Consider the following 13,563-nt stretch of genomic DNA (forward strand, 5'->3'; position numbering starts at 1 on the left):
CGGCGCTTCGTGGTGTGTCGGGATGTGCCCCTGGATGTCCGGCAGCCGACCGGCGGGGACGGACGGGCGGGCGGGCGGGCATGATCGAATCTCTGGGGATTCGATGGCGGGGGTGTGGTGTGAGGGATTGGCGGACCGATCCGGCGTTCGAGATGTGCCGGGCGCTGGTGGACGGAGTGGATCTGGCCTCGTTCGTGGGAGGCGGGTTCGATGTGCGGGCGGTGGTGGCCGGCATCCAGTCCGGGGCCCACAGCGGGTTGCTTCTCGATGCCGTTCCGTGGGGGAACTTCCCTCACGGGAACGATGCCCGGAAGGCCGTACATCTGCTGCACACGGGCGAGGACCCGGCAAGCCACGCGACGGACGTGTTGGGGGGCCTGTGTGCCAACGACAGTCGGGCCGCCGTCGCCCTCACCGTACCGTTCCTGATCCCCATCGCCACCGATGCCCACCACCCACACCGTGCCGCCGCCCTCGGCGTACTCTCCAGCCCGGCCCGCGCCCAGCACTTCGGCGTCGCCTCCCGCGATGAACTCCTACTCCATCGCACCGATCCTCTGCGTCAGGCCCCCGACGACTACGACGATTACGGCGTCGAGGTGACCGGCTACCCGGCAGGCTGGTCGGTGGCCGCCGCCCGCGCCGCGATCACCGCCGAAGCGCCCCTGCTCCTGCCCCTTCTCAACGATTCCGAGCCCACCATCCGCATCGACGCCGCCTACGCTCTGGCCACCGCCGCCGACTCCGACCACACGGTCCGAACCGCCCTCGCCACCAGGTTCGCCACGGAACATGACGGCATAGTCCGTGCCGCCCTGCTCCTCGCCGCCGCGGAGACCACCCGGGCCCACGCACATCCGCCGACCGTCTGGTGGCTCCGTGAGCGGTGGCAAGACTGGACAGAGGCCCCCGAAGTCCGCCTAGCTGCGGGGATCGGCTGGCTCTGCCTCACGGACGAACCCGCCCCCGAGGACCTCCACCAGACCATCAACAAGTTCGCCACAGACGAACGCGCGCATGCCATGGACGCCCTGCCGTGGATGAACGCCGCCGCCGGATCCGGTGAACCGGGACTCCGGCGCTGTATTCGCTGCATGCTCCACCCCCAAGAGCCCGAACCGTCGGACGACCCCTGGGCCTCCTCGCCTTGAGCGCCCGGCCTCGGCCCCGTTTATGCATCGAAGTTGTCCACCGGGGCCAGGTACGGTGCTCGGTCACATCTCGCGGGACCTACCAGCAAGGCCCACGGTCACAGGGAGTAGGCACGCCACAGAAGTTGGACCAGAACCCATTCTCAGGGACAAAGCCAAGGCGAAGAACGTCATCTCCATGGCATAGGCCCTGTTCTTCGCGCGGATGGTGCCAACGGGCAGCGTTCCGGGCATTGGCGAACGCGCCCCCGCCATGCTCGGCGCGCACCTCCTTGGCCCGCTCGAACTGCTTGTGTCGTGGCCGGGCGTTTGGGGCCACGGTGCCGCCGGTCAGGCGTCGGACGGGTCTATCGCGCGAGCTCGTGCTCAATTCCAGCCCACGCAGGATCAGGCCGGGAAGCCAGGCGGCGTTGAGTCTGTCATGGACTGTCGATGCTGGCCGAGCGCATCTTCTCCTCGATCAGGGCGGTCAGTCGGGTCCAGCCAGGCCGCTCGTCTTCTGCGTGGTGGGTGAGCAGTTCGTATCGGGACTTGCCGTCGTCGCGGTTCTCCAGGCCGGTCAGCGTGGGCAGCAGTGAGAGGTCGGCGAGGAAGTGGGCGGCCACTTCCTCAGCGAGTTCCTCGATCCGGGGGTCGTCGGGGTCCCAGTTGCCGGCACTCCACGTGAGTTTGATCATAGCGACGTGCCGGGAATCGTCGAGGCCGTGCTCGATCTGGGAGAGGTAGTCGTCGAAGCCCTCCGGTATCAGGGTTCTGACCAGGATCAGGCCCTGTTGTGCCGTTGTCACGTCGTCCGCGGTGAACCCGAGCCCGGGCATCCGGTCCAGTAGCGCGAGAGCACGGTCGGGCAGTAGGACCCGGTCGCCGTGGGTGAGTTGGCGCAACGTCTCGCGCCGCGCGATCAGCTCGTCGATCCGGCTGGTGAGGCTCTCTTCGACATCGAGGAGTGCGGCGGCGAACTGGTCGGGATCGGCATCGAGTATGGTCCCGATCTCGGCCAGCGGTACGCCTGCGCCGGCCAGTGTCCGAACTTGAACCAACCGGAGCAGTTCGGCCGTTCCGTAACGTCGGTAGCCGGAGCTGTCGCGGCGGGGCTCGTCGATCAGGCCGTTCTGGTGGTAGTGCCGGATGGTCTTCACTGTAACGCTGGCGAAGGCCGCGGCTTGGCTGATGGTGACTCCGTCTGTCATGGCGTCAGCTGACCCCACCATGCACCACGTCGGCAACTTCTCGAACGGTCGCGGCGATGGCACGAAAGTCCTTGCGCACGATAGTTGTGTGCTTGCTTCCGACCGTCGCGCTCACCTTCACGTTGGGATTCCGGGCGAGCACCGGGTCCAGCATGGCACGCATCGCCGTCAGCCCTTCCGCGGTCCCGCCGAGGCTGGCACCAGAGGCCACGAGGAACCGCATCGGGAAGGTCACGAGTTCGAAGACCGGATCGCTTGCAGCAACGATCTCGTTCAGCTCAATGTTGACCTCGGCGTGCTGATCGGCGCTCATCCGAGCGGCCATACCCAGCGGCCGGACCAGCGGCATAATCCAACCGAAGCGCCGGAACATCTTCCGGATGTCCTCCCGGTCGGCCTCTCGGCCGCCCTCGACGGTCGCGAGGTAGTCCCACGGGTAGCCGCCGTCAACCATGACCACACCGGCGACGCGTTCGGGGTTCCGGGTAGCCCAGTGCAACGCCAGTGCCGCCCCGTAGGACCAGCCCACTAGCAGTGGCCGCTCCGCACCGGTCGCCTCCAGGACGGCGTCGATGTCTCGGATGCAGGCCTCGAACGAGTAGTCCGCCGACTGTTTCGACCGGCCGCGGGCACGCTCGTCGTAGGTGATGTGCCGGTACTCGTTACCGAGTTCTGCGGTGACGCGCTGCCAGTTCTTCTGGGTGGCGTAGGAGCCGTTGAGGTAGACCACAGGCTGACCGGGCCCACGAGTATCAGTGACGGCAAGTGCCGTGTCCTCCACCGCCACCATGCCGGTCGAGGTCGAGTTCGGGTTCGCGTTCGTCATGCGTTTAGCGTGAGGCCTGACCTTAGGTCAAGGTCAACCCCGAGAATCCCGCGGTTCGCCATCCGAGCCGGTTATCTGTGCCCGACCAGTCGCTTGCTGTTCGCAACTATCCCTTGCCGTGCCACATGCCGCGCCGCAGGTCAGCAGGCACCGTGACAATCAACATCGCCCCGGCTCAGACGCCAACCTCGACGAGCGGCAGCGTCGTCTGCTGATAGGAGCGGAGGCCCGATCCCTCGGCCACGGCGGGATCAGAGCAGTCGCCCGTGCCGCCGGTGTCCGTGAGGCCACTGTGTCTGTCGGAGTGCGGGAACTAGGCTCCGGAGAAGCCCCCGTTGGGACGCATCCGTCGGCCCGGCGCCGGCCGCAAACGCGTCGTCGACCGGAACCCAGCCGTTCGGGAGGCACTCCTCGCGCTCGTCGAACCCGACGTCCGCGGAGATCCCATTTCTCCGCTGTGCTGGACCACCAAATCCACCCGCAAGCTCGCCGAGCGGCTGACCCGGCAGGGCCACAGGATCTGCGCGGACACGGTGGGCGACCTCCTGCGCGAGGAGGGCTTCAGCCTGCAGAGCAACGCCAAGAGGCTGGAAGGCAAGCAGCACCCCGACCGGGACGCACAGTTCCATTACCTCAACGAGCAGGTCCGCGACCACCAGGACTGCGGGGCTCCGGTGATCAGTGTGGACACGAAAAAGAAGGAACTGGTCGGCCCGTTCAAGAACAACGGCCGTGAATGGGAGCCGAGAGGCGAACCAGTGCGAATCGACACCCACGACTTCCCCGACCGCGAGCCGGGCAGGGTGGTGCCCTACGGCGTCTACGACGTCGCCGTGAACAAAACCTCAGTCTCCCGCACCGAGGGCAAAACCCGCTCCCCCCCCCTGCACCAGACCGCGGCCGGTTGAACTCATCAACCGGCCCCACCACTGGCCGCCCCGTCATCTCCTCGACCTCCCGACCATGCCGGGCCCGGACGAACACAAAAAAACGATGAACTGCGTGCGCCATCTGCCCCCGCGTCCCCGCCCCCGAACCCGAGCCGCCGCCAGCCGTGTGCCTCGAGCTCCCGCAGGCCGGTGCGTACCGCTCGCGTCCGTCCGGGCCCAGGCGGACGAGGTCGGTGACCGTCACCTGCCAGCCGTTCCTGTGCGTCGAGACGTACCCGAAGATGCCCTTCGCCTTGAACGACAGCCCGCAGTCACGAAACAGCGCGTTGGCGATCTGAGTGAACTGATCGACCGCCATGACACCCCGGCGGATCCCCGCCCCGAAGCGGCTCACCGCCCTGCCCCCGACGCCTGCCGAGCGCAGCGGCCACGGCGGCACACCGAGCCCGCCGAGACGGGGCGGCCGGTAGTCCTGGGCGTGCAGGCGAGCGTGTGTTCCATGGCGCCAGCCCACCCGCCGACCCCGACCAAGCCGCCCGCCACGAGCCCCGACCACCGGCCACGATCCGGCAACGCAGCCCTCTAGCAGCCGTGGTCGGCTCTCATGGTCGCACCGACCACGCCCGCCTTCAGCCCGGCGCTCAGTGCTTGCGCAGCCGACTGCGCAGCCCCGGAAGGGCGTTGCGCAATCGGGCTGCGCAACCGGCCCGGGGATCTGGCGCAGTCGAGTGGTGCCCGGGGAGGCTGCGCAGTCCGCCCGAGCTTTCTGATCTCTTCTTGCGCAGGTCCGTCTCACGTACTGCGCAGCGTCTGTCGCGGCCGGGCCGGCTTCCGTCTGCGCATTGGTATCCGGGCCTGATGTCCGGGCGGCGCGTGACCGCACGGCGGTCGCCAGTCCGGGCAACGCACGCCGGACGCGGTGGCCTGCCGCCGGCTCGCGGCTGACCCGTGGTCGGACTTCGTGTCGCCATCGTGACCATGGTCGGTGGTTCATGGTCGGTGGTCGGGGCGGGGGCGACGGGTTTTCTCGAGGTCAGCAACTACACGTCCTGACCTGGGAGTTTGACCATGTCCCCTGGCAAGCAGGCCGCACCGAGCGAGGCCGCTGCTGCGATGGCGGCCGGCGCCCGGCTGGAGGCGATGCGCCGCCGCGTACGCCTTCCACGCGTGGCGCTCTGGACCGTCATCGCGGCCGGCCCCCTCGCCCTCGCCCTCGCCGTCGCCGTTGCTTCCACCTCGACCACGGTCGCGGCAGCCCCCGCGGCCAAGCCCACCACCGCCGTGCGCACCGCGACATCCGCCACCGACCCGAGCGGCTATGCGCACGTGTTCATCGGCGCGTGGCTGCGCAGCGACGCGAACGACGAGACGAGTGCGCAGGCGCGGCTTGCGCACTCGATGGCGCCGGACGTCGAGCTGCCCGCCCCGGCCGCCGATGCGCAATCGGCGCCTCAGTCCGTGACGGCGGTGCACAGTGCGCAGCGGGCGGGCGGTGCGTGGTCGGTGACGGTGGCTGCGCAGTACGGAGGCGGCTCGGTGCGGTACTACGCCGTGCCGGTGGCCGCCGACCACGCGGGCTCCTCGTTCACGGTGACCGGTGCGCCCGGCGTGGTGGCCGGCCCGGCCCGGGCCGACAAGCCGAAGTCGTCGTACGGCGTGAGTGTCCCGGAGGGGGATCTGTCGTCCGCCGTCGGACAGTTCCTCGGCGCCTACCTGACGGGGGGCCGGGGAGGTGAGCTGCTACCTCGCGCCGGGCGTGCAACTCACCGCCGTCTCCCCCGCCCCGTACACGGCGCTCACCCTCCAGGAGGTGGCGGCCGCGGAGGAGGCCGCGGCCGCCGAGCAGGTGCCGGCGGACGGCACGAGGGTGCGGGTCCTCGCCTCGGTGGAAGCCCGGGACCGGGCCGGTAGGTGGCCGCTGGCGTACGAGCTCACGCTCAAGGCCCGCTCGGGCCGGTGGGAGGTCACCGCGCTGCAGTCCGGCACAGCCAAGGACGGGGGCGGGCGATGAACACCATGCACAGCCTGACGCTCGCCGGTCAGCTGGACGACCTCGGCAACAGCTGGATCACCATGTTCAAGGAGTGGGCGACGAAAGGCCTGCAGGCCGGCCTGATCTGCCTGGTCGTCGTCACCATGATCCAGAAGTTCTCACTGAAGGCGGGGATCGGCGCCCTGCTGTTGATGGTGATCGCGCTCGGTCTGTACAACGCGCGCAACGACCTGGCGAACAGGTTCACCGACGAGGTGAAGAACCCCTCCAAGGGCGCACCCGCCGCTCCCGGGATCGTCCGATCCGAACTCCCGGCCTCTCTTGTGACCAGCCGAAGGGGCCTTACAGCTCATTTCGTTTGGTGTGATCTTGCGGCATGCTGTTGGCGTGTCGAGCGAGTTGGTCGAGCGGATGGTGCCGGACGGATTGTGGGCGCTGTTTGAGCGGGTGGTGCCGCCGGCTCCGGTGCGACCGCAGGGTGGCCGTCGCAGACGCCACGGTGCGGGAGGTCCTTTCGGCCATCGTGTTCGTCGCCACGTCAGGATGCACGTGGAACCAGCTTCCGCCAGGTTTCGGCCCGTCGGGCGTCACGGCGTTCCGCCGAGGTGGATATCGCCTGTATCGCGGCTGGGCGGCCAGTCCGAGGCTTTGTCGGCCGGGACGGGTCAAGGCAGTGGCGATTCGGCAGGCACCGATCGGTCGGGCCGGTCACCGGTGACCGCGGATTCGTCCGCGTACAGATGCAACTGATCGCTCTCCAGCCGCACGAACGGATTGGTCCATGTCTCCGAGGCATCCGGGACCAATACGTGTGTCGTCCTCCGCCAGGCGTCGTGGATCACGAGCGAGAGAATCCTGTAGCCGAGCAGGCCGAGGGCGATCTGCTGATCGGGATGGTCTTCCGGGCCCGCTGCCTGCAGCACGTAAAACCGATCGCCCACCCAGTAGCCGGACTGATCCAGCCAGGCGTCCACCATCAGCCGAGCGCCGTCCACCCACACGCCGACCTCGCTCGAGCGGTTCCGGTCGCTCATGTGCACGGCCCGGTGGCGGTCGTCGGCGGAGAATTCCACATGCAGTTCCAAATCGCTCCAGCAGTCCACGAAGGAACTGCAGGCACCTGGCACCGGACCCACACGATACGGAGCGGCACTGGCGGCGGAGAGACCGATGGGATCCTGGCCGCAGGTCTCCGGCTCCCGGCACGACCGGTCGACACGGCTACTGCAGCCCAGGCCCATCGCGGCGCAGTCCCGCGGCGAGGCCCGGGATAGCAGGTCGACAAGGCCCTCCCGGTACGGCATGTCGCCGATACGACTGCGTATGTCGCCGCCATCCCACCACGCGACCAGGTCGACCCCGACCCGCGAACGCCGCAGCCACTCGCGCCAGCGCTCATCCCGGACATCCCACGAATGTGAGACAGCTTGCGAAGAGAACACATCCTCATGCGGTCCATCCCCGTCCCGGCGACGGCCTGCCTTCCTGCCAGGTCCCCAACGCACACTCGGCCTCCTTACGTCTTCCGGTTCCGGCACCATCCGACAACGGCAGGCCGAAGGGCTGGGGTGTGGGGTAGAGACCCACGGGCCTTGACTCCGAATCCTGGACACGGGTTATGCGGCTGGTGTCAGCGTAGTTGATGTTGTTTCGGACGCTGTCTCGTAAGTGATTGGGCTGCGTTGTCCGAGGCGGGAGGGACGGCGTCGGGTGTTGTAACGGTTAACAGGCCATTTCATTTGGGGAGTCTGCGGTAACAGATGAGGGCAGCTGCCAGCGCGGTGAAAGCCAGAAAGTGGTCGGACTTGCGGTGCGACTCCCAAGGAGGGCGCAGTTCCATCGTGTCGAGGCTGCGCTGCGCGACGACCCGCCACCCTGGGCCGCGCGGGCTCGCACCGGTTTCCCCGGTCTGGAGGACGACTCCGCACAAGCCGTTACGTCGGTCGCCTCTCGAGCAGCTCGTTGAGGACCGACATCTTGTCGGGCCGTGCCTCCAGCAGGATGAGGCCGAGCACGGCAACCGGGTCGAGCGCGGGATCGCTGCGGGTGACGTATGTGTGGACAGTGCGGTCGGGCCGGGACGTCTCCCTGACATCAAGGATGGTCCGTTCTGCGGATGTTACGGAGAAGTGCAGCTTTCTGCGGAATCGAGCACGGCGGATGCGGTACTCCAGTTCCCACAGCAGCACGGTGTTCCCATGACGCTCTCCCACCGGCTGTCCATGTGCCGACAGCAAGGGCTGCCCCTCATTGAAGTCGACGAGCAGACGCGGGTCGTCGCCGACTCGGTCCGTGCTGCCCAGCACATGCTGACGACCAGGGCCGTCCTGCGCCGCGAACGCTCCGACGGGTTCGCCCTCCAGCTGGAAGAACGAACTGAACGTCCACATCATCGACTTGCCCGGTCGAAGCCCACCGCTCGTCGTCACCGGCGCCTCACCCAGTTCCTGAAAAGCACGTTTCCACATGGTCGCTGAGCCCCCATCGGCTGCTGGGACATGACATTCACCAACGGAGACGTGAGCATTCCCGACGCGGTTCTTGATGTTGCTGCTGTGCCTCCCGTCGTGGCTGACGCGTGCGCGCACGGCGTCGCGCGTCACGCCGTGGAAGGTGCGGGTGGAGGTGAAGTGAGGAGCATCCGCAGGACACTGAATGAGCGGGGAGGACCGCTCTTCGGGCGGGTGTTTTTCGGGCGCCTTCCCTGGCCGCCGCGTCGGCCCTGTGGGCGGCTACTGGGTAGTCGGGTCCCTGGTAAGAACGTCCTGGTAGAGGCTCTCTGAGCGTGTGCCTTGGCCCCTCCCTTGCAGGCGCATCGCGACGTCCGGACGTGGCGTCCGGACGCTGTCCGGGCAGGTCAGCGGTGGTGTCCATCGAGCTCGCGGATGCCGTCCGGATGGCATCCGGACGGGCGTCCAGATCGTGTCGGGACGGATCGTCCATGACGGGGAGGAAGCCCGCGGCCGAGGCGGCGAGCGCCAGGTTCGACCGCTCGGCGACCGCGTGCAGCGCGGCCAGCAGCGGAGTCGAGTGGCCCGGCACGGGCACGGTCAGGACGGCCCGCAGCTGCCACGACCCATCACGGGCCTCCTTCAGATGGTAGGACGGCTGGCACGCCGCGAACACCGCCCGGTCCCAATCGCTGAGCCATGGAGCTGACGCCCCGCTGAACCACAGCCCCCGCTCGTTGAGGCCGACCGTGACGATCGCCCCGACGGTCCTGCTGTCGTCGAACTGGCAGGCAGCCGTCTCGCACTCGGCACCGTCCCGGTGATGACCCACGTTCATCGTCATCGCGCCGACCCGGGCGAATGTGCCGTCATCGAGCCCGGCGACGATCTCCAGGCGCGGCCCGTCGTCGCCGTCGAAGACGTCGCAGAAGCCCAGCATGTACGCGCCGGTCGTCGCCGGGTCGGCGTCGGGGTCGCGCCACAGGAACGCGCTGCCGAGCTTGTCCGGGTCCACGTCGCCGTTGTCGCCGGTGGCCCACTCCAGGACCCGGCTGCTGGCCTTGCTGCCGTCCCACTTCGCCTCGGCGTCGTCGTGCACCGGCAGGTCGACGTTCCCGGACATCGCGGCCGTCACCTCGTTGCCCTCGGGCAGGGTGGACGGGCCGCAGAACAGGCCGGGGGCGAGGCGGACGATCCGGCCGTCCTTCGCTGCGCCGTTGAGGTGCCCTCGGGCGGTGCTCATCGCCATGCCGAGCGCGTTGGAGACGTCCCGGGCGCCGACGGCGGCCGGCGAGGTGGACTGGCCGTACCGGGAGCTGCTGTCGCGGGTCGGCCCCGTGCCCTTCGACCGGCTGCGCGTCGCCTTCGGAGACGAGCACACCGACATACCTGGAGAGATAGTAGGTGCTCGTTGAGAGCTTCGGCGGGTGTCTTCCATCCGAGGGTTTTGCGGGGCGGCTGCTCCAAGCCGGTCGTCGCGGTGCTACCGCGCGGCGTCATCACCTGCTCCGCGTACAGACCGAGGAAACGGGCGAGCACCGCCGAGTGAAAGGTCGGTAGCTGCGGGGTGTCCTTCTTGTTCCACCCGGTCTTCGCCGCGGCGACGTCACGTTCCAGGCGGGTGCGTTCTTGGAGGTGGCCGTGGGCCGCTTCTCGCCCTCGATTGACTCGCGGCCATGGGCGTTCGGGTCATGGGTCCGCGACTCTGCGGGATCAGCTCGCAGACGCGGCGCGTTCGGCGAAAAAGGCCGGCAAGAAGTGATCTCGGACGCTGCCCGGTACCAAACCGCCGTTCCGCGGCCCACGCACGGGGAGCCGAGCGGTCCCGGGGCAGGGGCAGCTGAGGCCGAGCGCAATCAGTGCGGTGGTCCAGTCGGAGACGATCGCCTGTCGTGCCTGTGCGAGGGTGACCTTCCCGGGTCGCTGTCACGTTGTTGGGTGTAGCGCTGCCCAAGGAAATAGGGCCGCGCGGCCGTTGGCGAGGCACCGATAACCTGCGCGAATGAAGCGGATTCAGCGGGCCGCCGGCGCGGTCGTCGGCTCAGCCGTGGGTGACGCCTTGGGCGGCCCCTTCGAGTTCGGTCCCCAGGGCGCATTCTCTGCACGGTTTCCCGCGCCTGGTGCCGGTGGCGAGATGCGCGGAGGCGGCGGCTGGGACCCCGGCGACGCCACTGACGACACGCAGATGGCCGTCTTGGTCGCGGAATCGCTGCTGGAGCGGGGCGGACTGGACCTGCCGGATATTTTCGCCCGCTTCCAGCGGTGGGCGGCATCAGAGCCGAAGGACATCGGCTTGCAGACCGAAGACGTCCTGACCAACGGCATGCCCTGGGACCTCGCCGCCGCGATCCACTTCCAGGTCAACCAACGAGCGGCGGGAAACGGCTCCTTGATGCGGGCGTCGACCTCCGCAGTCCACTTCGCGGCCGCCGGCCAAGAAGCCACCATGGACGCGGCCCGCCGTATCGCTGCCCTCACCCACGGGGACCGCGCGGCATGGGAAGGCACCGCGATCTTCCACGAACTCATCCGCGTCACGTTCGAGGACACCGACCCCCTCACCGCGCTCCCGGACATCCTGGCCCTTGTCCACCCCGACCACCGAGGCCGCTACGCCACCGTCCTCGCGCCCGACTGGCACCCCGATCAGGCGACCGAGTTCAACGGTGCCGTCTGGCCCTGCCTGGGCTCCGCCGTCTGGGCCCTGCGCACCACCACCAGCTTCGAAGACGCGCTACGCGCGGCGATCGACCTCGGTGGTGACACGGACACCGTCGCCGCAGTGACCGGAGGCCTCGCGGGGGCGTACTACGGGCTGGACGCAATCCCAACCCACTGGACCCAGCCACTCCATGTCCCCCTCCCCGGCTTCGACGGACGAGTGCTGCACGTCGCAGATCTCCTCCACCTTGCACACCACCTCACAGAAGGGCTGCAATGAGACAGACGCGGTAGCCCACATAAACGGGAAACTGGTGGTGTGGGAAGAGGGCCGGCTGGCTTTCGAGCGACTCCAGCAACGCCTGCCACGGCGCGGCGGCGGCCGCCGCGCGGTGACCCGCCCACGCCTCACGAGCCGATGGGTCTCCGCTCCATCGCACCGAAGGAGCAGCGTCCATACTCACACCCCCTGCTCAACAGGCAGCTTCCATGGGCCCGAGGGAGCACGGGCCTGTTGTCCGACCGACATGTTCTCCGTGAACTTGCTTCCTGAGGACGTGTCCGACCGCCACGCCTTCACCATGACCGTCGAGTACCGCGGGTTCGGACGCTACGGGGTTTTCCGCGACGAACTGTGCTCCCTCAGTGCCGACGGTGAATGGTCCTGGGAGTACGCGTGGCCCGGCGGCGATCGCGAGCTGGCCACCGACGCCGAATGGGACGACTACCACGCAGGTCGTGACGCCTGGATCGCCTACCATCGCTTCAATCTTGAGACCGCGCCGGCCTGGCGAGCAGGCTGCTCCACACGTTCGGGTCATGAGCACCACCGCCACGCAGACGCTCACCAACTTCGTCGCGGAGCAGGAGCAGCCCAGCCGAGCGAGCTGAGATGGGGCGTCGGAGCCGAGTATTCATCTGCCTCCAGACGGGCTTGCTTTGGGAGTTCGGCTGTCCTCGCGGGGCGGAGCCGGCCTAGGCTCGGCGTGGGGATCCCGTCGCGCTCGCCTGTGCCGTCGTCGGTGTCACCGTCCTGCTGTACGGGGTGCCCGTCGTGCGCGACCGTCTGCGCGCGCGGCTCCGTTCCGCACTCGTCGACCCCTACCGCGCGGCCGCCGGTCGCTGCTTGACCGAGGACGACATCCAGGCGGCCGCCGCCCGGCTCCTGCTGGACGGCCTGGTCACCATCAACCATCGCGGCAATCTGGCACTGACCGGGACCGGCGCGGACGTGGCGCGTACCGCCAGGCACCCGCTACCGGACGCCCTGCTCGCTGCGCTGCGCCGGCGTTCCGCCGCCACGACGCTGGGCATCATCGCCTCCCGCGACCCCGTCTTTCGCGCCGCCCACGCCAAGTTCCACGGCGCGTCGCGCGCCCGACGGGCGCACACCGCCGGCGGTTGTCTGGCGGCCGCCGGGGGGCTGCTTCTTACCGGGGAGCTCGCCTTCGTGGGCGCGGCGCTGTTCGACCGTCTGCCCCAGGGGCCCGCGCAGTGGGCCGCGACTGCGGTCACCGGCCTCGCCTCGCTGGCCCAGTTCGGCTTCCTGGCGCGCTACGGAGGCACGCACGGCGTAGGCGGCCACCGCGTCGCGGCCGCTGAACCCTACGCCCCGCCCGCCCTGCATCCGGCTCTCGTGGAACTGTCCGAGAAGGCCCCGGAGGCCGCGGCCCGGCTGCGTTCAGGACGGCTGCGCACGACCCGTCGCCGCAACCGAGGACGCCGACGACGCCGCGGGCGCGGAACGGTCGCCGCGCGGTTGGACTAGGAGTTCGGCCGTCGGGAGGTCACCGGGGCGGCCGCGCTCACGGCCCCTGGCCGCCCGAGCCGATGCCGGCCAGGAGGGAACGCAGCAGTGCCGAGTCCGGGGTGTCGGCGACGGCCGCGTCGAGGGCGTCGTCCATGCCCTGCTCCCACTCCTCGGGCAGAGCGAGCCCGGGCCGGCCCGACCAGCCCATGTCGGGGGTGGCTCGCCCGGCCTCGACGAGACGCAGGTGGACCAGACCCGCGAGGCCGTCGAAGACCCGAGGCCGCATGAAGTTGCGGGCGGACGCCCCGGTCAGGCGTGCCGCCTGGTGGTGCTTGGGCATGCGGTCGGCGATCTCCGTCCACAGCAGGCCGCGGTCGAAGGCGTCCAGTACGGCCTCCAGCCCGGGCAGCGCATCATCCTCGACGGGCCCGGCCGGTGCGTCGTCGTGGGCGCCGGCCGTCGAGCGTAGCGCCCTGGCCACGGCGACCTGCAACGGCCGGGCCCACCCCTCCGCATCGACGACAGCGCGGGCCATGACGAGGTCGTCCCAGCCCAAGCGGTGTAGCCCAGCCGTTTCAGCGGCCAGCGTGCACGCCTCCAGCGCCGTGAACGTCTCCTCCACGTTGCGCAGCAGGGTGAGCGAGGACCGCTT

General features: G+C 69.1%; 10 protein-coding genes and 3 pseudogenes. 7 read left to right on the plus strand and 6 right to left on the minus strand.

The window, feature by feature from the left end; all coding sequences use genetic code 11:
* The first annotated feature begins 119 nt into the window (after positions 1 to 119).
* On the plus strand, positions 120 to 1,151 hold the full coding sequence (locus BG482_RS00455) for a hypothetical protein (RefSeq protein ID WP_256096134.1): 1,032 nt from the start codon (positions 120 to 122) through the stop codon (positions 1,149 to 1,151).
* 419 nt (positions 1,152 to 1,570) lie between these two features.
* Here the strand turns inward: BG482_RS00455 and BG482_RS00460 are convergent, their stop codons facing one another.
* Positions 1,571 to 2,341 carry a MerR family transcriptional regulator gene (locus BG482_RS00460; protein ID WP_079141461.1) on the minus strand — a complete coding sequence of 257 codons (771 nt, stop codon included), beginning with the start codon at positions 2,339 to 2,341 and terminating at the stop codon, positions 1,571 to 1,573.
* Positions 2,342 to 2,345: 4 nt separating this feature from the next.
* On the minus strand, positions 2,346 to 3,167 hold the full coding sequence (locus tag BG482_RS00465) for an alpha/beta fold hydrolase (RefSeq protein ID WP_069766778.1): 822 nt from the start codon (positions 3,165 to 3,167) through the stop codon (positions 2,346 to 2,348).
* Positions 3,168 to 3,381: 214 nt separating this feature from the next.
* On the opposite strand from BG482_RS00465, the pseudogene BG482_RS00470 reads away from it, so the two are divergent.
* From BG482_RS00470 to BG482_RS40080, 4 genes and pseudogenes are all read left to right on the plus strand, one after another.
* Positions 3,382 to 4,006: pseudogene (locus BG482_RS00470) on the plus strand (ISAzo13 family transposase); the annotation flags it as partial.
* Positions 4,007 to 5,125: 1,119 nt separating this feature from the next.
* Positions 5,126 to 5,968, plus strand: coding sequence for a hypothetical protein (locus tag BG482_RS00475; protein ID WP_370745728.1), 843 nt, complete (start codon positions 5,126 to 5,128; stop codon positions 5,966 to 5,968).
* Between the two features lie 96 nt (positions 5,969 to 6,064).
* Positions 6,065 to 6,376, plus strand: a pseudogene (locus tag BG482_RS40075) (hypothetical protein); the annotation flags it as partial.
* Between the two features lie 61 nt (positions 6,377 to 6,437).
* Positions 6,438 to 6,699: pseudogene (locus BG482_RS40080) on the plus strand (transposase); the annotation flags it as partial.
* 16 nt (positions 6,700 to 6,715) lie between these two features.
* Here BG482_RS40080 and BG482_RS00485 read toward each other — a convergent pair.
* From BG482_RS00485 to BG482_RS43645, 3 genes are all read right to left on the minus strand, one after another.
* Positions 6,716 to 7,492 carry a hypothetical protein gene (locus BG482_RS00485; RefSeq protein ID WP_069766780.1) on the minus strand — a complete coding sequence of 259 codons (777 nt, stop codon included), beginning with the start codon at positions 7,490 to 7,492 and terminating at the stop codon, positions 6,716 to 6,718.
* Positions 7,493 to 7,984: 492 nt separating this feature from the next.
* Entirely contained in the window at positions 7,985 to 8,479 is a 495-nt protein-coding gene (locus BG482_RS00490) for a hypothetical protein (protein WP_176741269.1), read from the minus strand.
* Between the two features lie 76 nt (positions 8,480 to 8,555).
* Complete coding sequence (locus BG482_RS43645; RefSeq protein WP_069766782.1) at positions 8,556 to 9,887, minus strand: hypothetical protein; 1,332 nt, start codon at positions 9,885 to 9,887, stop codon at positions 8,556 to 8,558.
* Between the two features lie 615 nt (positions 9,888 to 10,502).
* On the opposite strand from BG482_RS43645, the gene BG482_RS00500 reads away from it, so the two are divergent.
* Positions 10,503 to 11,441, plus strand: a complete 939-nt coding sequence (locus BG482_RS00500) for an ADP-ribosylglycohydrolase family protein (RefSeq protein WP_069766783.1) — start codon at positions 10,503 to 10,505, stop codon at positions 11,439 to 11,441.
* Positions 11,442 to 12,215: 774 nt separating this feature from the next.
* On the plus strand, positions 12,216 to 12,929 hold the full coding sequence (locus BG482_RS00505) for a hypothetical protein (RefSeq protein ID WP_079141465.1): 714 nt from the start codon (positions 12,216 to 12,218) through the stop codon (positions 12,927 to 12,929).
* A 37-nt stretch (positions 12,930 to 12,966) separates the two neighbouring features.
* On the opposite strand, the gene BG482_RS44705 is transcribed toward BG482_RS00505, so the two are convergent.
* Positions 12,967 to 13,533, minus strand: a complete 567-nt coding sequence (locus tag BG482_RS44705) for a hypothetical protein (RefSeq protein ID WP_256096135.1) — start codon at positions 13,531 to 13,533, stop codon at positions 12,967 to 12,969.
* Between the last annotated feature and the right edge of the window lie 30 nt (positions 13,534 to 13,563).

The organism is Streptomyces sp. LUP30, from assembly GCF_001746365.1.
Lineage (GTDB): Bacteria > Actinomycetota > Actinomycetes > Streptomycetales > Streptomycetaceae > Streptomyces.

Coding starts and splice junctions, on each gene's coding strand:
- BG482_RS00460 (WP_079141461.1), bottom strand. CDS start 2,341: ATGACAGACGGAGTCACCATCAGCCAAGCCGCGGCCTTCGCCAGCGTT.
- BG482_RS00475 (WP_370745728.1), top strand. CDS start 5,126: ATGTCCCCTGGCAAGCAGGCCGCACCGAGCGAGGCCGCTGCTGCGATG.
- BG482_RS00465 (WP_069766778.1), bottom strand. CDS start 3,167: ATGACGAACGCGAACCCGAACTCGACCTCGACCGGCATGGTGGCGGTG.
- BG482_RS00500 (WP_069766783.1), top strand. CDS start 10,503: ATGAAGCGGATTCAGCGGGCCGCCGGCGCGGTCGTCGGCTCAGCCGTG.
- BG482_RS43645 (WP_069766782.1), bottom strand. CDS start 9,887: ATGTCGGTGTGCTCGTCTCCGAAGGCGACGCGCAGCCGGTCGAAGGGC.